General features: G+C 72.2%; 24 protein-coding genes. 11 read left to right on the top strand and 13 right to left on the bottom strand.

What is annotated here, in order from left to right:
* Window positions 1-104: 104 nt before the first annotated feature.
* Both DA075_RS32860 and DA075_RS32855 read left to right on the top strand, forming a co-directional pair.
* A complete protein-coding gene (locus tag DA075_RS32860; protein WP_099957586.1) occupies window positions 105-485 on the top strand; it encodes a Rap1a/Tai family immunity protein in 381 nt (126 codons plus the stop codon).
* 248 nt (window positions 486-733) lie between these two features.
* Window positions 734-1,054: a hypothetical protein gene (locus DA075_RS32855; RefSeq protein WP_099957585.1), complete on the top strand. Its 321-nt coding sequence runs from the start codon at window positions 734-736 to the stop codon at window positions 1,052-1,054.
* A gap of 275 nt (window positions 1,055-1,329) precedes the next feature.
* On the opposite strand, the gene flaF is transcribed toward DA075_RS32855, so the two are convergent.
* A complete protein-coding gene (gene flaF / locus DA075_RS32850) occupies window positions 1,330-1,695 on the bottom strand; it encodes a flagellar biosynthesis regulator FlaF (RefSeq protein ID WP_099957301.1) in 366 nt (121 codons plus the stop codon).
* Between the two features lie 167 nt (window positions 1,696-1,862).
* Between flaF and DA075_RS32845 the strand changes: the two genes are divergently transcribed.
* Window positions 1,863-2,120, top strand: a complete 258-nt coding sequence (locus DA075_RS32845; protein WP_099957300.1) for a hypothetical protein — start codon at window positions 1,863-1,865, stop codon at window positions 2,118-2,120.
* A 51-nt stretch (window positions 2,121-2,171) separates the two neighbouring features.
* Here DA075_RS32845 and DA075_RS36900 read toward each other — a convergent pair whose 3' ends face one another.
* The 3 genes from DA075_RS36900 to DA075_RS32835 all read right to left on the bottom strand — a co-directional run bounded on the left by DA075_RS36900 (window position 2,172) and on the right by DA075_RS32835 (window position 3,424).
* Complete coding sequence (locus tag DA075_RS36900) at window positions 2,172-2,315, bottom strand: hypothetical protein (protein WP_164712583.1); 144 nt, start codon at window positions 2,313-2,315, stop codon at window positions 2,172-2,174.
* A gap of 97 nt (window positions 2,316-2,412) precedes the next feature.
* Complete coding sequence (locus DA075_RS32840) at window positions 2,413-2,733, bottom strand: hypothetical protein (protein WP_099957299.1); 321 nt, start codon at window positions 2,731-2,733, stop codon at window positions 2,413-2,415.
* 178 nt (window positions 2,734-2,911) lie between these two features.
* Window positions 2,912-3,424, bottom strand: a complete 513-nt coding sequence (locus DA075_RS32835; RefSeq protein WP_099957298.1) for a metallophosphoesterase family protein — start codon at window positions 3,422-3,424, stop codon at window positions 2,912-2,914.
* 407 nt (window positions 3,425-3,831) lie between these two features.
* On the opposite strand from DA075_RS32835, the gene DA075_RS32830 reads away from it, so the two are divergent.
* Window positions 3,832-5,064 carry an NAD(P)/FAD-dependent oxidoreductase gene (locus DA075_RS32830; protein WP_099957297.1) on the top strand — a complete coding sequence of 411 codons (1,233 nt, stop codon included), beginning with the start codon at window positions 3,832-3,834 and terminating at the stop codon, window positions 5,062-5,064.
* Between the two features lie 214 nt (window positions 5,065-5,278).
* On the opposite strand, the gene DA075_RS32825 is transcribed toward DA075_RS32830, so the two are convergent.
* Window positions 5,279-6,064, bottom strand: coding sequence for an NAD(P)H-dependent oxidoreductase (locus DA075_RS32825; RefSeq protein WP_099957296.1), 786 nt, complete (start codon window positions 6,062-6,064; stop codon window positions 5,279-5,281).
* A gap of 128 nt (window positions 6,065-6,192) precedes the next feature.
* On the opposite strand from DA075_RS32825, the gene DA075_RS32820 reads away from it, so the two are divergent.
* Window positions 6,193-7,113 carry a LysR family transcriptional regulator gene (locus tag DA075_RS32820; RefSeq protein ID WP_099957295.1) on the top strand — a complete coding sequence of 307 codons (921 nt, stop codon included), beginning with the start codon at window positions 6,193-6,195 and terminating at the stop codon, window positions 7,111-7,113.
* A 15-nt stretch (window positions 7,114-7,128) separates the two neighbouring features.
* Here DA075_RS32820 and DA075_RS32815 read toward each other — a convergent pair whose 3' ends face one another.
* Window positions 7,129-8,532, bottom strand: coding sequence for an FAD/NAD(P)-binding protein (locus DA075_RS32815; protein ID WP_099957294.1), 1,404 nt, complete (start codon window positions 8,530-8,532; stop codon window positions 7,129-7,131).
* A 12-nt stretch (window positions 8,533-8,544) separates the two neighbouring features.
* Window positions 8,545-8,682 carry a hypothetical protein gene (locus tag DA075_RS36895; RefSeq protein WP_164712582.1) on the bottom strand — a complete coding sequence of 46 codons (138 nt, stop codon included), beginning with the start codon at window positions 8,680-8,682 and terminating at the stop codon, window positions 8,545-8,547.
* A 315-nt stretch (window positions 8,683-8,997) separates the two neighbouring features.
* Here DA075_RS36895 and DA075_RS32810 point away from each other — a divergent pair, with 315 nt between their 5' ends.
* Together DA075_RS32810 and DA075_RS32805 are read left to right on the top strand one after the other, a co-directional pair.
* The gene (locus DA075_RS32810; protein WP_099957293.1) at window positions 8,998-10,416 is read left to right on the top strand and encodes a phosphatase PAP2 family protein; all 1,419 of its coding nucleotides are present in this window, start codon (window positions 8,998-9,000) and stop codon (window positions 10,414-10,416) included.
* Window positions 10,417-10,468: 52 nt separating this feature from the next.
* Window positions 10,469-11,545 carry an alkene reductase gene (locus DA075_RS32805; protein ID WP_099957292.1) on the top strand — a complete coding sequence of 359 codons (1,077 nt, stop codon included), beginning with the start codon at window positions 10,469-10,471 and terminating at the stop codon, window positions 11,543-11,545.
* A gap of 110 nt (window positions 11,546-11,655) precedes the next feature.
* Here the strand turns inward: DA075_RS32805 and tyrS are convergent, their stop codons facing one another.
* Window positions 11,656-12,930, bottom strand: a complete 1,275-nt coding sequence (gene tyrS / locus DA075_RS32800) for a tyrosine--tRNA ligase (protein WP_099957291.1) — start codon at window positions 12,928-12,930, stop codon at window positions 11,656-11,658.
* Between the two features lie 129 nt (window positions 12,931-13,059).
* Between tyrS and DA075_RS32795 the strand changes: the two genes are divergently transcribed.
* Window positions 13,060-14,199, top strand: coding sequence for an anhydro-N-acetylmuramic acid kinase (locus DA075_RS32795; protein WP_174800196.1), 1,140 nt, complete (start codon window positions 13,060-13,062; stop codon window positions 14,197-14,199).
* 21 nt (window positions 14,200-14,220) lie between these two features.
* On the opposite strand, the gene DA075_RS32790 is transcribed toward DA075_RS32795, so the two are convergent.
* Together DA075_RS32790 and DA075_RS32785 are read right to left on the bottom strand one after the other, a co-directional pair.
* Window positions 14,221-14,775: a hypothetical protein gene (locus DA075_RS32790; protein ID WP_099957290.1), complete on the bottom strand. Its 555-nt coding sequence runs from the start codon at window positions 14,773-14,775 to the stop codon at window positions 14,221-14,223.
* On the bottom strand, window positions 14,775-15,164 hold the full coding sequence (locus tag DA075_RS32785) for a glycosyltransferase family 2 protein (protein ID WP_099957289.1): 390 nt from the start codon (window positions 15,162-15,164) through the stop codon (window positions 14,775-14,777). Before DA075_RS32785 ends, DA075_RS32790 begins: the two co-directional genes overlap by 1 nt.
* Window positions 15,165-15,561: 397 nt before the next feature.
* Here DA075_RS32785 and DA075_RS32780 point away from each other — a divergent pair, with 397 nt between their 5' ends.
* Window positions 15,562-15,768, top strand: a complete 207-nt coding sequence (locus DA075_RS32780) for a hypothetical protein (protein ID WP_099957288.1) — start codon at window positions 15,562-15,564, stop codon at window positions 15,766-15,768.
* 148 nt (window positions 15,769-15,916) lie between these two features.
* On the opposite strand, the gene DA075_RS32775 is transcribed toward DA075_RS32780, so the two are convergent.
* From DA075_RS32775 to DA075_RS32765, 3 genes are all read right to left on the bottom strand, one after another.
* Window positions 15,917-16,672: an N-acetylmuramoyl-L-alanine amidase gene (locus tag DA075_RS32775; protein ID WP_099957287.1), complete on the bottom strand. Its 756-nt coding sequence runs from the start codon at window positions 16,670-16,672 to the stop codon at window positions 15,917-15,919.
* Window positions 16,673-16,688: 16 nt separating this feature from the next.
* Window positions 16,689-17,414, bottom strand: a complete 726-nt coding sequence (locus DA075_RS32770) for a TerB family tellurite resistance protein (protein ID WP_099957286.1) — start codon at window positions 17,412-17,414, stop codon at window positions 16,689-16,691.
* Window positions 17,415-17,635: 221 nt separating this feature from the next.
* Complete coding sequence (locus tag DA075_RS32765) at window positions 17,636-17,905, bottom strand: glycine zipper domain-containing protein (protein ID WP_099957285.1); 270 nt, start codon at window positions 17,903-17,905, stop codon at window positions 17,636-17,638.
* A 245-nt stretch (window positions 17,906-18,150) separates the two neighbouring features.
* On the opposite strand from DA075_RS32765, the gene DA075_RS32760 reads away from it, so the two are divergent.
* Both DA075_RS32760 and DA075_RS32755 read left to right on the top strand, forming a co-directional pair.
* Entirely contained in the window at window positions 18,151-18,810 is a 660-nt protein-coding gene (locus tag DA075_RS32760) for an urease accessory protein UreE (RefSeq protein ID WP_099957284.1), read from the top strand.
* 296 nt (window positions 18,811-19,106) lie between these two features.
* Window positions 19,107-21,428, top strand: coding sequence for a methyl-accepting chemotaxis protein (locus DA075_RS32755; protein ID WP_099957283.1), 2,322 nt, complete (start codon window positions 19,107-19,109; stop codon window positions 21,426-21,428).
* Window positions 21,429-21,580: the final 152 nt, after the last annotated feature.

The raw sequence follows: 21,580 nt of genomic DNA, 5'->3' as shown, positions 1-21,580 counted from the left end.
TTCCGAGCAGGTTCCCGAACCGTCCGGGCAGGTTCCCGAACCGCGCGCCGTCATCCGGCGAGACCGTGCGGCTCCCCGAATTCCTTCGCCCTTCGGCCATCGTCATGGCGACCTTGGCTGCGATCCTTGCGACCGGAGCCGTCCCGGCGCCGGCCCACGCCGCCGAGGGCGCGGTGCTGGTGACGCAGTGCAAGAGCCTGCTGCGCGGCGCCAAGGTCCGGGGCGGCGAGGTTGAGTTCCGCCAGGATCCGGAAACCGTCGGATGCTGGGCCTTCATGGGCGCGGTGCAGGATCTCGCCGGCGTCGCCGACACCGCCAACCAGCCACCGATCCTCGGCGCCTGTCTGCCGCCCGACGGCAACCGGCTCCAGCTCGTCCGGGCGGTGGTGGCCTACGGCACCGCCCATCCGCCGGCTCTGCGCGAGAAGGCCGGCGTCCTGGCGCTGCTCGCTCTGCGCGACGCGTTTCCGTGCCGGAAAGACTAAGGCTGTCCGATACATGCGTGCCGGCGAAGGTTCCGGCCGCCCTTGCAGGATCATGCCGTCGTCGGCGATGATCAGCCGGACACGATCTGCGCGGCTGTATCGCTTTCGCGGCTAAAAGGTTCCGGGCAATATTTCCTGCGGCCCCGCTTGCTCCAGCCGATGCGCTTCATACTGTTATGGGGTAGGCGGGGCGGGACGCTGCGACCGGCAGCCTCCTCTCCGGCGATCAGCTCGATCGGAGGATGAACATGGCCAAGGCCGACAGGCACAACATGGGTCCGGGGGCGCAGGGCAAGGGCTCCGGCACCGGTGCGATGACCGAGCTGCCCGAGGGCATCCTCGAGGAGAACATGGTGCTCAGCAACCGCGACAAGTCCCAGCACGGGGCGGCGCGGGGCCTCGACAGCAAGCACGTCCAGACCGAGCAGTACCACGACCACGCCTCGAACCGGCGCAACTTCGACCAGACCCTGCCCGACAGGCCCGAGCAGAACACCAGCGGCCTGGAAGCCCCGATGACCACGACCTCGGGCGACGACAGCGCGCTAGCTCGCCGGCAGCACAAGTAAGCGCCTCGCGGGACGCCCGCTTTTCGGGCGCCGCCACCGCGGGCGGTGCGGGTGATCGGAGTCTCCCGAGGAAACCCCCAGCCGGCGGGCTCGTCCCGCCTTTCAGGAGCCCTCGTGCCGCCTGGGACGAGGGCTTCTTCGTCGCCGTTCGAAGAAGCGGTCGCTCGGCCCGCCTCGGCCGATGACACGCCCTCTCCTCAATGCAGCGCCGCGGCGAGCGCCCCGCAGCGGCGGAAGGAGACCGGGCGTCCGTGTCCCGGGCCGGGATCCGACGATCAGGGATTCCCGCGCAGGCCGTTCGCCAGCTCGCGGTTGATCCGGATCAGGGCGGTCAGCTTGTCGGCGGTGGGATCGATCATCGCATCGAGGGTGCGGGTGAACACGAAGGCGCCGAGACGGGCCATCGCGGTCTTCAGCTCGTCGGGAAGCGGCGCGTCCGGCTCCGTCGCGGCGGAGGAGAGGAGCGTCCAGACCTTGCGGTTGAAGCCGAGCGCATCGTTCAGCGTCATCTGCTGGTCGTCCCAGTTGTCCTGGATCGCTTGCAGGCGAGCCGCCGCCTTGATCAAAACCGCGGCCTCTGCCTCGCGGGGTGTCAGCGCCACCTGGGCCGTTCGCGCGTAGGCGTTCGCCGCGTAGCTCATCAGTCTGCCTCTCCGGCTTGCCGCTGCAGCGGCCCCGGGGGCAGGTCTGCCATCGATTTGTTAAGCTAGGGTTGTGAAAGAAGGCCGACGTTGCGGCAGGCGGCTTGGTGCACAGGCCGGTGTTTCGCCCTCAAACCGCTACGATGTCGGCGCAAGGACCGACCGCTATGCTGAATTTTCTCCTCGGCGCCATCGCAGGCGCATTGATGGCCGCCGTGGCGACGGTCGCGGCGCTGCGTAATCCGGACGTTCAGGTGCGGATGGGCATCGTGCGGCCCGAGCCTGTGACGATCCAGGCGCGGCGCCCGGATCCGGTCTGCCCGCCGGCGGCGCCGGTGCAGGTCCATGTGCAGGCGGGGAGCCCTCAGGTCGGCCAGCCGGACATGCTGTTCGCCCGGCGCCGGTTCTGGTCGGTCGCGCCCTGAACAGGCGCCGGCAGACCGAGCATGGTCAAGACAGGCGTGACAAGAGGCGTCTCAGACGCTGCTGAGCAGCAGCATCACCACGGTCGTGGCCGCGGTCGATCCGAGAAAGCCGCAGAGCGCCGCGGTGAACGAGTGGGCACCGGCGGTCGGGGCGGAGAGGCGGGCTTCGGACGGGGTCTGGCTGGCGTTGGTCATGACGACGGTTCCGATCTGGCGCGCCTCAAGTCACGGCAGCGCCCAGTGAGAGTAATGGGTGAATTTCGGGTGAAGAGGTGTGCGCTACGGCACGCGCTCAATCGCAGCGGAAGAACCGCTTTTCCTGGCGCACCGAGCGCATGGCGCTCTTGAGATCGACCGACGCGACGCCGAGGCCGCATTCCTCGAGCCGGTCGCGGGCATCCTCGTAGCGGTCCTCCGCATCGCCGAGATTGTCGCAGACGCGGTCGCGGTCGCCGATGCGGGCATCTTGCCGGGCCTGGAACCGCAGGGCGCCGGCCTCGTCGATCTTGCGCTGGGCGCCAATGCAGGCCGGCTGGGCCAAGGCCGGGCCGGCCAGGAGCAGGACAGCGGCGGCGAGTGGCCAGCCGAGCGGGAGACGACGCGGTGTGGTCATCACTGAACTCACGAACGATGTGGGATCCGCAGCTGCGGCGATCGGCCTCATGGATGAAGCGTGATGCCAAGCTTGCTTCTTGTGACCGATGAACGTCGGGGGCGCCCGAGGGGTTCCGCGCAAAACTGCCCGGATGGGTGGCAAGGGTCCGCGCGCGGCGAGGTGAGGTCGGAGGGCGTCAGGTCGTCGTGCGACGGCGCGGCGTCGAGCGGATCGTCTCCAGCGTCACCGGCCGGAAATCCCAGGCATCGACGCCGACATCGTATTGCCGCGTCGCCGGCTTGAGCTTGCCGTGCGAATGGCCGTGCAGGTTCACGACGCCCCGTCCCATCCGGTTCCAGGTCCGGAAAGCATAGTGGCACAGGACGAGATGCTGCCCGTCGACGTCGATCTCGGCGTAATGCGCGATGCTGCGCCACCCTTGCGCGGCGAGCGTCGCCGGGCCGTCGTTGTTGCCGACGATCAGGTGCTTCTGCCCGTTGAGCGCCGAGAGCAGGGCCTGGACCCGCTCCGGCGGCGGGCCGAGGGCGAAATCGCCGAGGTGCCAGACCGTGTCGTCCGGCTCCACCACGGCGTTCCAGTTCTCGATCAGGGCCGCGTCATGGGTCGGGAGGTCGGGGAAGGGCCGGCGGTCGATCCGCAGCACCCGCGGGTCGCCGAAATGGGTGTCGCTGGTGAAGTAGGTGGTCATGCAAGGTCCGGACTGGCCCTCCGGAAACCGCGACGGGCGTCCAGGTTCCGGAGACCGAGCCGCCGGTCCTGCCCGAGCTTCGGTTCGTGCGGCGCGGCGAGCGAGACGCTCACGGCCTCTCACCATCGGTCCCGGGCCTCGGAGCGGAGCCCGGGACGATCGTGAGGATGTCGCGGCCGTCGCGACGAGGCAAAGGGATTTTTGGAAAAGGGATTTTCGGATCCGCTTCCCGCGCTCGTCCGGAGACGGCGGGGCGCGGGGTCGAATGCGCAGGCCGGCCCGGATGCCCGGTCCTCCATTGCGCCGGCGCGCGTGCCGCGTATCGTGGTCGGGTCTTGCCCGGCCGCGGCGGGCCCGACACTCCTCCCAGAACACGAATCCCACCAAAAAATCCGAGGGCGGTGAGTTTGCGCAGCGCGATCGTTCTGGGCGCCGGTATGGTCGGCATCGGCACCGCCCTTCACCTGCAGCAGCGCGGCTGGTCGGTCGCCCTCGTCGACCGGGGCGAGCCGGGGCGGGAGACGAGCTACGGCAATGCCGGGATCATCCAGAGCGAGGCGGTCGAGCCCTACGCCATGCCGCGCGACCGGGCGACCCTGTGGGCGATCGCCACCGGCCGCAGCAACGACGTCCATTACGAGCTGCGCGCGCTCCACCGCCATCTCGGGCCGCTCCTGAGCTACTGGTGGCATTCGGCCCCCCGCCGCCACGCGGCCGCCTCGCGCGCCTATGCGAGCCTGATCGCGCACGCCGTCCCGGAGCACGCGGCGCTGATCGAGGCGGCGGGCGCCGCCGACCTCGTCCGCCGGGGCGGCTTTCGCGCGCTCTTCCGTGAGCCACGGGCCATGGACGAGGCCGTGGCGGAGGCGGAGCGCCTGCGGGCGCGCTACGGGGTTCGCGCGCGGGCAATGTCCCCCGCCGACCTCGCCGTGGCCGAGCCGGCACTGAAGCAGACCGGGGCCGGGGCGGTCCACTGGGAGGATCCGTGGTCGGTCCGGGACCCGGGCGCGCTCGTGGCGGCCTACGCCGCCCTGTTCGCCCGGCGCGGCGGGACCTTGCTCCGGGGCGAGGCGGACAGCCTCGCCCCGGCGGGGCGGGGCTGGAGCGTGCGGACCACGGACGGGACGGTCGAGGCCTCGTCCGCGGTGGTGGCGCTCGGCCCGTGGTCGCCCGCGCTCCTGCGCCGGTTCGGCTACCGGATCGCGATGGTGCGCAAGCGCGGCTATCATCGGCACTGGCGCACCACCCGGACGCTGAACCTGCCGCTGCTCGACGCGCAGAACGGCACCGTCCTCGCCCCGATGGCGGCGGGCCTGCGCCTCACCACCGGCGCCGAATTGGCGGGGCCGGACGCCGCGACCGGCCCGGTCCAGCTCGCCCGCGCCGAGGCCGCCGCGAGCGGCCTCCTCGATCTCGGTGCGCCGCGCGAGAACGCGCCCTGGTCCGGCATCCGCCCCTGCATGCCCGACCTGCTGCCGGTCGTCGGGCCAGCGCCGCGCCATCCGGGCCTGTGGCTCCATTTCGGCCACGGCCACCAGGGGTTCACCCTCGGGCCGGCCTCCGGCCGCCTCCTGGCCGAGGTGATGTCGGGCGAGGCCCCGCTGGTGGTGCCTGCGCCGTTCAGCCCGGGTCGCCGTTGAGCGCAGGTCGATCTTGACCGTGTCCGAAACCGGCAGAATCGGCGATCGGCTTGTGCAACAATGCTCGGCGAGGATCGCCGATCGGGGCGGCGCGAAGCGTTTTCGACGGCCATGACCGTACGCCTCCGACGCGCCGCGCGATGTGCGGCGGATACGGCCCTGGTTATCCGCCGGGACCGGCCCCGACGGCGCAGTTCAGGTAAAGGCCGGGCGCTCAGGCGGGAAGCCGGTGGGCGGAGAACCCGGTGAGGTGCGGGTCGGCCGCATCCGGGCGCAGCTCCATCGAGGGGATCGCGTAATCCCCGCCATTCTGCCGGCGGAACGGAATCGGGGCCGTCTCGAACAAGGTGCGCATCCGCTTCCTCAGGGCCTCCGCGGTCGCCGCGAAGGTGGCGTCGTCCATGCGGTCGGCGCGGTAGGCCACGAAGGGCGGCAGCACGTCGAGGCCGGGATAGAACAGCACGCCATGGTGGATCGGAAACAGCAGGTCGTCGATCGGCCCGTTGATCCCGCGCGGGCCGTAATGCGACGCCCAGCCACCGGCCGTCACGACGAGCATCGCGCGTCGGCCCGCGAGCGTCCCCTCGCCGTAGCGGTCGCCCCAGCGCGTCTCGCTGTGCTCGCCGACGCCGTAGGCGAAGCCGAACGCGTAGACGCGGTCGATCCACCCCTTGAGGATGGCCGGCATCGAGAACCACCACAGGGGAAAGGCGAGGATCAGGGCGTCCGCCCAGAGGAGGTCCGCCTGCTGCGCCACGACGTCCGGCGTCAGGGTCCCGGCCGCGAAGGCCTCGGCGGAGGCCGCGGGCACGTGCAGGCGCGCGTCATCGGGCAGGCCCGGGAAGTCGGCCCGGTCGACCGCGCTCTTCCACCCGGCTGCGTAGAGATCGGTGACCCGGACCTCGTGCCCGTCCGCGTGAAGCGTGGTGACCGCCACGTCCCGCAGGGCGTGGATGAGCGAGGCCGGTTCCGGATGGGCGGAGATGACGAGGATCTTCATGGAGGGTGCCTCCGTGCGAGCGGCGGATCTCGGCGGGCAACGACGCCCGGCGAGCGATCGAGGCTTGAACCTGCCCGGCGATCGATCCATCCGGTAGGCGGCAGGATCGGATAGGACTTCACCGCTCTATGGATCAATCGGGCGTCACGCTGGAGCGGATGCGCAGCTTCGTGCGCGTGGTCGAGCGCGGTAGCCTGTCGGCCGTGGCGCGCGAGCACGGCGTCGGACAGTCGACCGTGACCCGGCACGTGGCGGATCTGGAGCGGGCGCTCGGCGTCACCCTGCTCAACCGGACGACCCGGCGCCTCACCCTCACCGACGAAGGACGGCGCTACCATGCCGAGGCGCGCACGATCCTGCGGCTGGTCGACGAGGCGACGGACGGGGTGCGGGAGGCCGGGCGCGGCCTGACCGGCCGGGTGCGCATCTCGTGCACGGCGGCTCTGGGCGTCCGCTACGTCTGCGGGCTCCTCTTCGCGATCCAGGACCGTCACCCGGGGCTCGTCGTCGACCTCAGCCTGTCCGACGCGCGCATCGATCTGGTGCAGGAGGCGGTCGACGTCGCGATCCGGCTCGGTCCGCTCGCCGACAGCACGATGCAGGTCCGGGCGCTCGGCCGGTCGCGCCGCCTGCTGGTGGCGTCGCGCGACTATCTGGCGGCGCGGGGCCGGCCCGAGCGGCCCGACGATCTCACCCGGCACGCGGCGATCCGCATGAGCAACGTCGCCGGGAGCGACGGGCTCGCCTTGCGCGGGCCGGACGGGACGACGGTCGCGGTGCCGGTCGGCGGCGGGTTGCTGGTCGATCACGGCCTCGCCGCGCGCGAAGCCCTGGCCCGGGGCCGCGGGTTCGCGGCGACGCATGTCTGGCTCGTCGACGACCTGCTGCAGGACGGGACGGTGGAGCCGATCCTGCCGGATTTCGCCCTCGAGCCGGTTCCCCTGTCGCTGCTGGTCGTACCCGGCCGAACGCGCATCCGGCGGGTGCGGATGCTGGTCGACGCGCTCGCCGGCGCGATGGCGACGGTGCCGGGCCTCGAGCGGGAGTGAGGCCGGGCGACCGGCTCAGCCCGCCTGCCGGAGCGACGGCGCCGGCCGCTCGACCTCCCCGGCCAAGGGGGCGGCGACAAGGGCGGCGACAAGGGCGGCGACCTCGGCGGCCTGGTTGCGGATGTCCGGCACCGCGACGCATTCCCACAAGCTGCCGCGCAGGAGCGGCCCGAGGGTCCAGAGCCGGCCGGCCTGCGGGCCGCGCAGGCGGTAATCGTCCCCTGCCGCGAGACCGAGCCCGAACGGGCCCGGCCGGGCGAGGCCGTTCGCGACGAGGCGGCGCAGCAGCGGGTCTCCGGTCTCGTCGACGCGCCCAATTCCGGTGGCGTCGATGATCCCCTGGACGGTGAGCGCCGCGTCCGGGCCGCCGCCCCGCGGCCGGATCGTCACCACCGCCTCGCTGGGGCCGTCCGTGATGGCGAGGATGCGCCCGGCCCGCACCTCCAGGCCTCCCGCTGCGATCTCGGCGGCGATCGCCGCGGCGGCGGGTGGGGCGGCCCGGTGGCGATGCACGTCCCAGAACGGCCGCAGGTGGCGCAGGAACCGGGCCTGCTCCCGGGGCGGCAGGCTGCGCCAGAGATAGGTGGTGATCGGCCGCAACGCGTCGATGACGTCGCGCCAGTCCCGCCCGGCCTGCCTCGCGGCCATGATCTCGGCCCGGATCCGCCGGGTCAGGCGCGTCAGGGAGGCCAGGTCGGCGGCGGCGAGATCGGGCACCGGCCAGGCCCGGGTCGGCGCATGGACCTTCGGCACCAGGCCGCGGCGCGACAGGGCGACGATGCGGCCCGAAAAGCCCCGCCCGCGCAAGGACGCCACCGCGTCGACCATGGTGAGGCCGGTGCCGACGACGAGGACCGGCCGGTCCGGGTGCAGCCGGCCGAACGCGTCCGGCCGCCACGGATCGAGCCGGTGGCGGCTCGGCGGCGCTCCCGGGCCGGTGAGGTTGCCCATCGCGAGCACAGCGCCCGCCACCGCGTAGGACGTCCCGCCCTCGGTGCGCAGCCGGTATCCGCCGGCCACCGGGACGAGGTCGGCGACGGCGTCGTGGACGAGGTGGAGCCGTGGCGCGCCCTCGCTGACGACCGCTTGCGTGAGCAGCTCGGCCAGGTAGCGGCCGTAGAGGGCGCGCGGCGCGAAGGTGCCGGCCGGCGTCGCGACGACGTCCGACGCCTCCGCCTCGGGCAGGCGGCCCAGCCAATCGGCGAAATGCTGCGGCCGGTCCGGATAGGCGCTCATGTTGGCGGCGCGCAGGTTGAGCAGGTGATCCGACGCCTGCGTGCCGTAGGCGAGCCCCCGTCCGAAGCGGCCGCCCTTCTCGCACAGCAGCACCGACCACGACCGGGGCAGGGCGGCGAGGAGGTGGAGTGCCGCCATGCTGCCGCTGAAGCCGGCGCCGACGACCGCGATGACCGGGTTCATCCGAACACCCCTTCAGCCGGCGCGCAGCAGGATCGCGAAGGCGGCGAGGACCAGCGTGACGCAGAGCGCGACGGCGACGAGCCCGGGGCTCGGCTCCGACGGGTGAGGCATGGCGGGCACGGAGACGGCCGGATCCGGGTGCTGCGGCATGACGATCCTGTGAGCGGGTATGCAGGGTCTCCGAGGGTGTCCGTCAGCGTTCTTCAAGTCAACGAGATTGTTCTTTTTATAGAACGACAGGATCGCGATCGATGAACCCCGCCCGCCGGGCGAACGGGGAGGAATTTTCGTCGCGTCGTCACCCGAATCCGGTCCGGGCCGGTTCGACGCCGCGAGGGCCCGACCCGGACCGTGCGGCCTTCAGGGTACGACTTCGAGAGTGAGACCCCGAGAGTGAGACCTGGGCTGGACAGGAGGCGGCCGGCATCGTCTTCTGCCGCCTCAAGGACCATCGGGGGCGACATCATGCGCAGGGCCACGATCCACGGAGCGGCAATTCTCTGCCTGCTGCTGCCCGTCGCGGCGGCGGCGCAGACGGCGACGAACCTCGTCGCCCTCCAGGGTCTCGCCCCGGTCAGCGTCCTGCCGAAGACCTCCGAGGGGCGGGCGGCGCTCGCCGCCAACCTGCAGGTGACCGGCGACATCCAGTTCGGCACCCACCCGCAGCCGCATCTGCTGCCGCTGGACCAGCAGCGGCAGCTGGCGCTCCGCGACTGCTTCATCACCGACGGCAACGCCACCGAACTCGCCGACGGTCTCAGCAGCCGGCTCGGCGCGATCTACCAGGAGAAGGCGCGCTACGCCGATTACAAGACGTTCAGCAACGTGACGCAGACGGTGGCCGACCTGCTCGGCTACACCAACAACATCACGAAGTCGGATTCGAATTCCGGAAAGTACTTCTTCGCCAACGGCACGACCGACGGAAAGACTCCCGTCTCGGAGGCGGCTGCCGGCCTCTTCGGGGCGCGGGGCGGCGTTCCGGACGTGTTCGGCAAAGCCTATGACCGGCAAGCGGGCAGCAAGGGGGCCGACGCCTTCGGCGATTCCCGCCCGTTCCAGACCCTGCCGCGCCTCTATGCCTATCGGGGCGACGATTATTTCGGCCGCACCTCGCACAGCCTGGACTGGCTGCACGGGCCGAGCCAGAACCTGACCGACAGCCCGTCCTATCCGAGCGGTCACACCACCTACGGCTACACCGAATCCCTCGTCCTCGCGCTGCTGGTGCCGGAGCGCTACCAGCAGATGATCGTGCGGGCGGCCGAGTACGGCAACAACCGCATCGTCGTCGGCGCGCATTACGCCATGGACGTGCTCGGCGGGCGCGCGGTGGCGCTCCACGCGGTCGCGCATCTGCTGGCCAACGATCCGGCCTATGTCGGCCAGATCCGCAAGAATCCGGCCATCATCAACGAGATGAGCCGCCAGACCAACGACGCGGTCGCGATCACCGATTACCGCGCGGCCCTGGAGGCGGCGCGCAACGACCTCGCCCTCGTGCTGAAGGATGCCTGCGGCGACGCGGTCGCGGCCTGCGCGGCCACCGATACCGGCCGGTTCCGGGATGCGGCGGCCAACGAGGCCTTCTACAACACGACGCAGACCTACGGCCTGCCGGTGGTCCACGCCGAGACCGCCAACACGGTCGAGGATGTGGGCAAGCTCGCGCCGGAGGCCGGCCACCTGCTCACTGCGGCCTTCCCGTCCCTGAGCCTCGCCGAGGCGAACGCCATCCTGACCGAGACACAGGGGCCCGGCGGCGGCTTCCTCGACGACGGCTCGGCCTTCGGGGTCTATTCGCGCTTGAACCTCTACGCCGCCGCCGGCAAGGCCGCGTCGCTCGCCGCCTCGCGGCGGCCGCAGCAGCAGACGACCCGCTGAACCCCCCGACCGGTCTTGCCGACCTTCCCCGATCCGCCCAGCAGAGCCCGCGATGCCCAGCCTCCTCGACCCGATTCGCCTCGGCGCGCTCGACGCGCGCAACCGGGTGCTCATGGCGCCGCTCACCCGGGCGCGGGCGACGCGCGACCACGTGCCGACCACCGTGATGGTCGATTACTACGCCCAGCGCGCATCCGCCGGCCTCATCATCTCCGAGGCGACCGGGATCAGCCCTCAGGGGCTCGGCTGGCCCTATGCGCCCGGGATCTGGAGTTCCGAGCAGGTCGAGGCCTGGCGGCCCGTCACCGCCGCCGTGCACGCGGCGGGCGGCAAAATCGTGTCGCAGCTCTGGCATATGGGGCGGGTGGTCCATCCGAGCCTGCCCGGGCGCGGCCAGCCGGTCTCCTCCTCGGCGACCACCATGCCGGGCCTGGCGCGCACCTACGAGGGCAAGGCGCCCCATGTCGAGGCGCGGGCCATGACCGAGGACGACATCCAGGCCGTCCTGGAGGATTACCGCAAGGCGGCCCGCAACGCCCTCGAGGCCGGTTTCGACGGGGTGCAGATCCACGCCGCGAACGGCTACCTCATCGACCAGTTCCTGCGTGACAACGCGAATTTCCGCACCGACCGCTACGGCGGTTCGATCGAGAACCGGATCCGGTTCCTGCGCGAGGTCGCGGCGGCGGTGGCCGACATCGTCGGGCCGGACCGCACCGGCGTGCGCCTGTCGCCCAACGAGGAGCGCCAGGGGGTGAACGACAGCAACCCCGAGCCGCTGTTCGAGGCGGCGTCGGTGGCCCTGTCGGAGATCGGCGTCGCCTTCCTGGAGGTGCGCGAGCCAGGCTTCGAAGGCACCAACGGCAAGGCCGAGCGCCCGCCGGTGGCGCCGCGGATGCGGGCGGCCTTCCGGGGCGCCTTCGTGCTCAATTCCGACTATGACGGCGCGCGGGGCCAGGCCGCCCTCGATGCCGGCGAGGCCGACGCGATCTCGTTCGGCCGCCCCTTCATCGCCAATCCCGACCTGCCGCGCCGGATCGCGCAAAACCTCCCGCTCGCCGCCGACGACGCCGAGACCTGGTACACCGGCGGGGCGCAGGGCTACGCGGATTACCCGCCGGCCGCGTGAGGCGGCGAGGTGGTGGGATCGCCGATCCCGCCCGCAGGTCCCGGGCTCGCCCGGGACCTGTCGAGGACAGGATGACGCCGCGGTGTCCGGGCCGATCCGGCCCGGACCGCCTACACCACCCGCAGCAGCACGTGCTTCTTGCGGCCGAAGGACAGCTTCACCACGCCCTCCGGGGTGACGTCCCCGACGCCGATCACCGCGCGCTCGTCGGTGACGGGTGCGTCGTTGACCTTGAGGCCGCCGCTCTTCACCTGGCGCCGCGCCTCGCTGGTCGAGGGGACGAGGGCCGCGTGGTCCGGTCCGAAGGCCGAGAGCACGCCGAGGCCCGCCTCGATCGCCGCGCGGGGCACCGCGACGCTCGGCAGGCTCTGGGCCAGCGCCCCCTCCTCGAAAGTGCGCCGCGCCGTCTCGGCGGCGGCCTCCGCCGCCTCGCGGCCGTGCAGCAGGGCGGTGGCCTCGGTGGCGAGCACCTTCTTGGCCTCGTTGATCTCCTGGCCGCCGAGCGCCTCGAGCTTCGCCACCTCGTCGAGCGGCATCAGGGTGAACAGGCGCAGGAAGCGGCCGACATCGGCGTCCTCGGTGTTGCGCCAGAACTGCCAGTAATCGTACGGGCTCAGCATGTCCGGGTTGAGCCAGACCGCGCCCGAGGCCGTCTTGCCCATCTTGGCGCCCGAGGCCGTCGTCATCAGCGGGCAGGTCAAGGCGTGGAGCTGCGGCGTGCCGAGGCGCCGGCCGAGATCGATGCCGGTGACGATGTTGCCCCACTGGTCCGAGCCGCCCATCTGCAGCGTCACCCCGTAGCGGCGGTTCAGCTCGACGAAGTCGTAGGCCTGCAGGATCATGTAGTTGAATTCCAGGAACGACAGCTCCTGGTCGCGCTCCAGCCGCAGCCGCACGCTGTCCATCGACAGCATCCGGTTGACCGAGAAGTGCCGGCCGATCTCGCGCAGCATCTCGATGTAGTTGAGCGTGGTCAGCCACTCGGCGTTGTCGGCCATCAGGGCGGCATGGGTGCCGGCCCCGAAATCGAGGAAGCGCGAGAAGGTCTTGCCGATCTCAAGCTTGTTGGCCTCGATCTGGTCGAGCGTCAGGATCTTGCGGCTCTCGTCGCGTCCCGACGGGTCGCCGACGCGCGTCGTGCCGCCGCCCATCAGCGCCACCGGCTTGCCGCCGGTCGCCTGGAGCCAGTGCAGCATCATGATCGAGAGCAGGTGTCCGATATGCAGCGACGGCGCCGTGCAATCGTAGCCGACATAAGCCGTCAGCCGGCCCTCGCGGGCGGCCTCGTCCACGCCCGCGAAGTCGGAGCATTGGTGGACGTAGCCGCGCTCCAGAAGGACGCGGAGGAAGTCGGAACGCGGCGCGAAGTCGGTGGGCGCGGCCATGGAACTCTCGATCAGTCTCGCGGGTGGGCGGCAGCGCGACAGCGCGGCGCCGCCATGCTAGCTCCGTCGGATTCGGAACGGGTCGGCTCATAGCAAAGCCGGCCCCGAAAGGCACGGGGGCGATTCGGAATGGCGATGCGGCGCGCGATCGGGCTGATGAGCGGCACCTCCCTCGACGGCGTCGACGTCGCGCTGATCGAGACCGACGGCGAGACGGTTCGGGTCGAGCGCAGCCATAACGGCTATCTCGAGCCGCTCGGGCCGACCGGCTACCGCGCCTATTCGGACGACGACCGGGCGCTCCTGCGCCAGGCGCTGATCGACGCCGAGGCGGTGACCGAGCGCAGCGAGCGCCCGGGCTGCCTGCCGGAGGCGGAAGACCTGGTGACCCGCCTCCATGCCGAGGCGGTCGAGAATTTTCTGGCCGAGAACGGCTTGAGCGCCGCCGACATCGACGTGATCGGCTTCCACGGCCAGACCGTGGTGCACCGGCCCGACCAGAAGATGAGCGTGCAGATCGGCGATGGCGCCGCCTTGAGCCGTCGCCTCGGCATCAAGGTGGTGTCGGACCTGCGCAACGCCGATATCGAGGCCGGCGGGCAGGGGGCGCCGCTGGTGCCGGTCTTCCACCGCGCGCTGGCGCAAGCCTCGGGCTTCACCGACAGCCTCGGCATCCTCAATATCGGGGGGGTGGCCAACGCGACGCTGATCGCCCGGGACGGAACGATCCTCGCCTTCGATACCGGCCCGGGCAACGCGCTGATCGACGACTGGATGCGCGAGCGCACCGGCCATGCGCTGGACGACAACGGCCGCACCGCCGCCCGCGGCCGGCCCGACGAGCCGCTGCTCGCCTGGCTCCTGATCCACCCGTTCTTCTCGCGCAAGCCGCCCAAGTCCCTCGACCGGAACTGGTTCTCGCACAAGCTCGCCGGCCAGCTCTCGACCGAGGACGGGGCCGCGACGCTCACCGCCTTCACGGCCCGGGCCGTCGCCCGCGCCCTCGACCACGCCTCCGACCCGCCGACCCGCTGGATCGTCGCCGGCGGCGGGGCCCGCAACGGCGAGTTGCTGCGCCAGCTCAACTACTATCTGCGCGCCGAGATCACGACGGCGGACGCCATCGGCTGGTCCTCCGCCTTCCTGGAGGCCCAGGCCTTCGCGTATCTGGCGGTGCGGTCGCTGGAGGGTCTGCCGATCACCTTCCCGTCGACGACGGGCGTGAGCCAGGCGATCACCGGCGGGGTGCTGGCGCGGCCGGAGGGCTGACCCGCGTCCCGCAGGATCGCTTCACCGCGACGGCACCCATTGCCGCGACAGCGCATAGAGCCGGTGCCCGAACGACCAGGTCCGCAGGAAGCGCCGGACATAGCGCACGGGATCGTCGGCGAGGCGGCAATGCCGCCGTAAGGTATCGCGCGCCGCCTCCGCGTCGCCGCTGTCGAGCAGCTGGCGGGCGTATTCGAGCATCAGGAAGTTGCGGTAGCGGCCGGCGGAGCGCATGAGGTGGGGCGGCACCGCGCCGTGGCGCAGGAGGGCCGTGAGGGTCCGGTCGAAGGGCGGCGGCAGCGGGCGCCGGCGCAGCTGACCGGCGAGCACGCTGGTCGGATGGCCGTCGCGGTAGACGGCCGTCGGCTCGGCGACGTAGCGGAACGGTCCCTCGAAGGCGAGGCGGCACCAGGTGTCGGTGTCCTCGCCCATCACGGCGCCGACCGGGAAGAGGCCGGCCCGGATGAGCGCGGCCCTTTCCACCATGAGGCTGCTCGGATGCACGGCATAGGGGTAGGTCGCGAGCACGAAGGCGAAGACGTCGTCGACGCGCTGGTCCGGCACGTCGGTCTTCATCACCGGCGCTGAGCGGCTGGCCAGCAGGTGGTTGGCGAAGACCGCGACCGCATCCCCCGGGAGCCGGCCGCCATCAGGTTCTCGAGATGCCGGCCGGCCCAGATGTCGTCGGCGTCGAGGAAGGCGATCCAGCCGCTCCGCGCCGCGGCGACGCCCCGGTTGCGCGCCGCCGAGGAGCCGGCATTGGCCTGGCGGATCAGGCGGATCCGGGGATCCGTGAACGCCGCGACGATGTCGCCGCCGCCATCGGTCGAGCCGTCATCCACGACGATCAGCTCGAAGTTCGGGAAGGTCTGCCGGAGAACCGCCTCGACGGTCTGCCCGATCACGTCCGCCTTCTGGAACAGTGGGACCACGACGGAGACGGCGGGAGAGGGAGAGGAGGCCATGGCGGAATTCCCGGCTGGGGCGCGAGAGGCCGCGCCGCGTCCGGCTCCTGATTAGCAGGCAGGCCAGCGCCGGAGAGCCGCACCTTCCGGCCACCGGCCACCGGCCGTAAGGGCGAGAGGGGATACGGCGAAGGGTGGAGGTGGTCCGCACCGGGGCAGCCGCGCCCCTGGCAGCGGCCGCTCGGCGCCGCTTGTCGCCGTCCTCTTCTGGCGCCGTCCTCTCCTGGCGCCGTCGCCGCGGCGCGGCCGATCGAGGTCGGGCCGCAGCCGCGGAGTTCAAGGTAGCCGGCCACGCGTTGGGATTCTGGGACAAGAGATTGGGACGCTGCGGCGTTTCCCGGGTCCGGCATCCATGTTTGAACTAACGCCGTCGCCCACCTGCATCGGCACACGGACCATGTCGAACAAAAGCTTCTCCCCGATCCCGGCTTGGCTGCGCCGGCGCGGCTATTCCCCGCGCGCGAAGCTGGCGATCGCCTCCGCGGTCGAGCGTTCGGCCGCCCGCCGGCGCGAGGCTGCGGACTCGGAGAGCCGCTGCCAGGTCATCCCGTTCCCCAAGCGTCCGCTGCCGCCGGTCCCGCGCGACGCGCTGGGCGCCGCCTGACGCGAGGCCGGGCGAGAGCGGCGCGGATCGCGCACCGCCCGGCATACCTCGCGGGCTGCCTGCCTCGGTCGACCCAATGCATATCTCCTCGTCATTCCGGGCCCGCGCAGCGGAACCTGGGATGACGGAGGGCTTCAGCTGATTCGCCTCACGCGGGCTTGCCCGCCAGCAGGTCGCGCAACGTGGTGATGGTCGAGGCATCGGCCACCCCGTCGATCCGGGCCGGGCGGAAATGGCGCTGGAACGCGGTGACCACGGCCTTCGTCCGTGCGTCGAACGTGCCGCTCACCGGCACGTCGTAGCCGTAGAGCGCGAACATCGATTGCAGCGCCTCGATCGGCTGGCCGGCATCGCCCTCGGAAAAGAAGCGCCCGTCGCGGATCGGGACCGGCGGCACCCAGCGGCCGATGCCGTCCCGATGCAGGGTGTCCCACGGAAAGCTCTCGCCCGGATCGATCTTGCGCTCCGGCGCGATGTCGGAGTGAGCCAGCACCCGGTCGGCCCGGATCGGCCAGCGCCCCAGGATGTCGCGGCAGAGCGCCGTCACGGCCGCCATCTGCGCCTCCGGATAGGGCGCGAGGCTGCCATCCTCGGCGTGTCCCGGATGCGCGATCTCGATCCCGATCGAGCGCGAGTTCATGTCCCGCACTCCCTCCCAGGCCGAAACGCCGGCGTGCCAGGCCCGGCGCGCCTCCGGCACCATCTGCACCACCCGGCCCTCCTCGAAGACGAGGTAGTGCGCGGAGACCTTGGCGAGCGGGTTGCAGAGCCGCAGCAGCGCCTCGGGGGCGCTCGCCATGCCGGTATAGTGCAGGATCAGCGCGTCGACCGGCAGGGTCCGCTCGTCGTGATTGGGGGAGGGCACCACCTGGGTGGCGACCGGGCTGTCGGGGGTGAGGCTCATGCAGGGGCGAGGCTCTTCAGCTCAGGCGCCGCTCGGCGGCGATGCGGTCATAGGCGGCGTTGATGGCGGCGAGCCGCCGTGTCGCGATGGCGACCGCGGCCGGCGGCAGGCCGCGGGCGATCGCCCGGTCGGGATGGTTCTCGGAGACGAGGGCTCGGTAGCGCGCCTTCAGCTCGGCATCGGTGAGGGAGCGGGCGACGCCCAGCACCTCGTAGGGATCGTCGGCGAGGCGCAGGTGCCGGGCGGTGATGGCGGCGAGGCGCGCCTCGTCGAAGCCGAAGATCGCCGCCACCTCGGCGAGGTATCGCGCCTCGCTCTCGTGGATCGCGCCGTCCGCCTTGGCGATGTGGAACAGGCCGTCGAGGACGTCCTCGAGCAGGGCCGGCTCATCGTGGAAGGTGTCGGCGACCTGGCGGGCATAGCCCTCGAAGCCGCTGGTGGTGCGCTTCGCGAGGTCGAACAGCCGTTCGATTCCGGCGCGCTCGTCGTCGGGCACCTGCACGATATCGGCGAAGGCCGCGACCTCGGTGGGCGTCACCACCCCGTCCGACTTCGCCATCTTGGCGGCGAGCGCGACGAGCCCGGTGGTGAACACCACCTCCCGGGGGGTAGGCCCGAACAGCGAGCCCTCGCGGTCGAGGAGGAAATGGCCCGCCACCGCGCCGATCAGCGCGCCGAGCGGACCGCCGGCGGCCAGCCCGATGCCCGCACCGCCGAGCTTGCCCCACACGCCCTGGGTCACGCGCGCCTCCGGATCTCGGGACAGAGCACGGCCAATCGGGGGAGGCGTCTCGGGTTCCGGCAAGCCAGGGTCCGGCAAGCCAAATTCCGGCAAGCCAGGCGGTCCCGGGGAGGCAAGGGCGTCGTCGCAGGCGTCATGGCGCCCTTGTAGCGTCCCCGAGCCGCCCGCGGAATGTGGTAGCGCACCCGGCGAATCCGCCGGGTGCGCTCAGGCGAGGCCGATCAGCGGCAGTAGACGTTGCCGTAGGGATCGCGATAGGTGCCGTAGGGGCACTGCGGCGCGGTGGCCGCGCCGACCACGGCGCCGCCGGCCGCGCCGATCAGGCCGCCCGCGAGGGCGCCGCTGGCCCGGCCCGTGGCCGCCGCGCCGACCGCGGCGCCCGTCAGGCCGCCGAGGGCGGCGCCGCCCGCGGCGCGGTCGCCCGGGGTGTTGCAGGCGCCGAGCGACAGCGCCATGGCGCCAGCGAGCGTGGCGGCGATGAGCTTCTTCATGGAATTCTCCCCTCGTGCATGTCGCGGTCCGGAACCGGGTCGTCGACCCCGCACCCTGCCTCCGAGCTTAGCCGTATCGCGGCTGAACGCCAAATGAGCTTGGCCGTCGGATGGTTCCCGGGCGCCAGGCCGGGCGGGACACGAAACGCGGAGGTGCGGCGCCAAAGCCACAGGGGGCCCTGCCACCGGACCGGCAAATGCTCTACAGGGGGGGGCGAAATTCCCGGCATGACCGCGAGGACCCGATGCAGCGCGCCACCACCATCGTCCGCAAAGCCGCCGTGCGCCCCGACGCCGTCGCCGACGAGGTCGCCCTCGACCACGCCGCCCGCTCCCGCCGCCGCGCCGAGCTGACCGCCGAGGGCGGCCTCGCCATCCGGCTCGACCTCGACCGGGCGACGACCCTCGAGGACGGCGACGCGGTGCGCCTGGAGGATGGCCGCCTGGTGCGCATCCTGGCCGCCCCGCAGGCGCTGCTCGCGGTCACGGCCGAGAACCCGGTCCGCCTGACCCGCCTCGCCTGGCAGCTCGGCAGCAACCACGTCCAGGCCGAGGTGACGCCCGAGGCGCTCTACGTCCTCGACGATCCGGTGGTGGCTGAGCTGATCCGCGGCCAGGGCTGCAAGGCCACGGCGCTCCGGCGCCCGTTCCGTCCCGAGAAGGAGGCGGCGGCGCACGACCACAGCACCTGCGGCCACGATCACCATCATCACGATCATGGGCACGAGGCCCAGGCCCATGGTCACCACGATCATGACCACCATGGCCACGACCACCATGCTCATGACCATGCTCACGGGCATCACGACCACGCCCATCACGACCACGGCCACAGCCACGACCGCAAGCATCATGGCGATGATCGCGGGCACGTCCACGGCCCGGGCTGCCAGCACGGCCACTGACCGCGGTCCCTGCGCCGTTCCTGACCAGTCCGGCGCGGTCGTCCGGTCCCCCCGGTCGCCCGCCGCCGGGGTGGGATGATCCGTCGTCTGCCGGGCGAGACTTCGCTCGTCCGGCAGGCATCCTGCGCCGGGGGCCGATGCCGGCCGCGTCACTGCCCGTCCACTCGGCTCGACGAGCCGCGACTTAGGATTTTTGTGCGGTGCAAAATCAATCCTTCGGCGAAGTCTTAAGTCGGACTTAAGCCGGCTGTCATATCTTTGAGCCCGGTGACAGGAAGACCTGGGTCCACGGTCCGATGACGATCAAGGCGCGCCTCCTCTGCGGCTTCTCGGTGATGCTGGCGCTGACCGCCGGCGTCGCCGCCTCGGGCTGGGTCAGCCTCTCCGGCTTCGCCCAGCGCGTGGACACCGCGAACGCGGCGCAGACGCTCGCGGGCCGGGTGGGCGACCTCGCCCTGGCCGCCGAGCGGTCGCTGCACGATGCCACCGGCCAGGGGGAGCGGGCGGTGACGGACGGCCTGGCGCAGGTCCGCGCCGGCTTCCCCGCCGTTCCGGGCGCGGAGGCGATGGCCCGCGGCACGGATGCCTTCGCGCTCACCCGCACCGCTTACGCCGCCGAGCACGACCGCAAGGCGCGGGTCCAGGCCGCGCATCTCGCCCTGATCGGGGAGTTGCAGGCGGCGGCCAGCCGGATCGGCGAGGCGCAGCAGGCCCGCCTGGCGGCGGCGAGCCGGGCACTCCAGGAGAGCGTCGAGGCGCTCAAGGAAGCCGCCACCGCGGGCTCGCTCGCGGGCTCCGCGGTCCGCGGCGCGCTGGAGATGCGCAACAGCGAGCAGGCCCCCGGCGGCGACCGGGCGGCCATCGCCGAGCGCTACCGGCTCCTGTCGGCGATCCTGAAGCGCCTCGGCGGGCAGGACGCGATGCGGATCCCGGCCAAGGCCGCGATCGACGCCCTGGACGATTATTTCGACGCGATCGACCTGCCGCCGGAGGAAGCGGGGCGGGCCGAGACGATCACGAAGTCCTTCGCGGCGATCATGGCGGCCCTGCGGGAGGTCGAGCAGGTGCAGAGCGATGCCGGGAGCGCGGTCCAGGCCCGGTTGCAAGCGGAGCAGGACCGGGTCGATCGGGCGGCGGCGCTCCTCGGCGCCAGCGCGCAGGCGATCGACGCCTCGAAGTCGCTCCAGATCGCCGAGACCGCCCTGTTCTCGGCCCGGGACGAAGGCGCGGCGGTCGTCGCCAGCGCCGACGCGCTGATGAAGGCGGTCGAGACGATCCTCCGGGTCGAGACCGACCCGGCCGTGCGGCAATCGATCGAGGACCTGATCGCGAAGGTGCGGGACATCAAGGGCCAGGTGCCGGGGATCGTGGCGGCGAACGGCGCGCAAGCCGCGATCCTGCGCGAGCGCGACGGGCACCTGGCCTCCCTCGTCGTCGCCGCCCACGCGGCGGGCGACGGCGAGCTCGCCCGGATCGGGTCCGAGCGGCGCGCCGCCGAGATCCTCCTCCTCGTCGGCGTGGCGCTGGCCGCCTCCCTCGGCATCGCGGCGGCGTTATGGCTCGCCCGCGGCATCGTGCGGCCGATCGGGCAGCTCGGCGCCGCGATGCGTGCGCTCGCGGCCGGCGACCTCTCGGTCGCGGTCCCGGCCCGGGAGCGGCGCGACGAGATCGGCGGCATGGCGCGGGCGGTGGGCGTGTTCCGGGAGGCCCTCGTCGCCAAGGCGCAGAGCGACGCCGAAGCCGCGGAGGCGGCCCGGTCCGAGGCCGAGCGGGCACGCCGGCTCGGAACGCTGACCGCAGGCTTCGAGGAGACGATGGCGTCCTCGACCCGGGGCCTGTCGCAGGCCGCCGACACCATGCAAGGCACGGCCGCGTCGATGTCCGCGGCAGCCGCGCGCACCAACGTCCGGTCGGCGGAGGTAGCGGACGCCGCCGAGCGCACCTCGGCCAATGTCGAGACGGTCGCCGCCGCGACGGAGGAGATGGCGATCTCGATCCGCGAGATCGCCCGCCAGGTCGCGCATTCGGCCGAGATGGCGACGAACGCCGTCGGCCGCGCCCGGGAGACCGATGCCGTTATCGCGGCGCTTGCCGCCGGCGCTGAGCGCATTGGCGAGGTCGTAGCCCTGATCCAGGGCATCGCCGGGCAGACGAACCTGCTGGCGCTCAACGCGACGATCGAGGCGGCGCGGGCCGGCGAGGCCGGGCGCGGCTTCGCGGTGGTCGCCCAGGAGGTCAAGCAGCTCGCCGGTCAGACCGCCAAGGCCACGGAGGAGATCGGCGACCAGATCGCCCGCATCCAGGGCGCGACCCGCGAGGCCGTCGCGGCCCTGCAGGCGATCGGCGGGGTGATCGGCGAGATGTCCGAGATCGCGACCGGCATCACCGCCGCCATGGAGCAGCAGGGCGCGGCGACCCAGGAGATCGCCCGCAACGTCGGCGAGGCCGCACAGGGAACACAGGTGGTCTCGACCGGCATCCGCGACGTGCGCCGCGACGCGGAAGGAGCGGGCGAGGCCGCCGCCCGGGTGCTCGCCGCCGCCGAGGCGCTCGCCGGCACCGCGACGGGGCTGCGCGGGGAGGTGGATGCCTTCCTGGGCGGCGTGAAGGCGGCGTGAGGGCGGGGCGGCGTGCGCTCGTCGCTGCTCCTGTCCCATGACAGGCCGGGGGACCCGCGCCGTCGAGGCCGCGGTACAACCCGGGCGCCGATGCGAGCGGAGAGCTGTCTCTCGTGGAAGCGGCGATGCAGCACGGGACGGCGAACAGGTGA

The sequence above is a fragment of the Methylobacterium currus genome, from assembly GCF_003058325.1.
In the GTDB taxonomy this organism is placed as follows: domain Bacteria; phylum Pseudomonadota; class Alphaproteobacteria; order Rhizobiales; family Beijerinckiaceae; genus Methylobacterium; species Methylobacterium currus.
The sequence above is the reverse complement of the archived record's forward strand: the minus strand, read 5'-3'. Positions and strand labels throughout refer to the sequence as shown.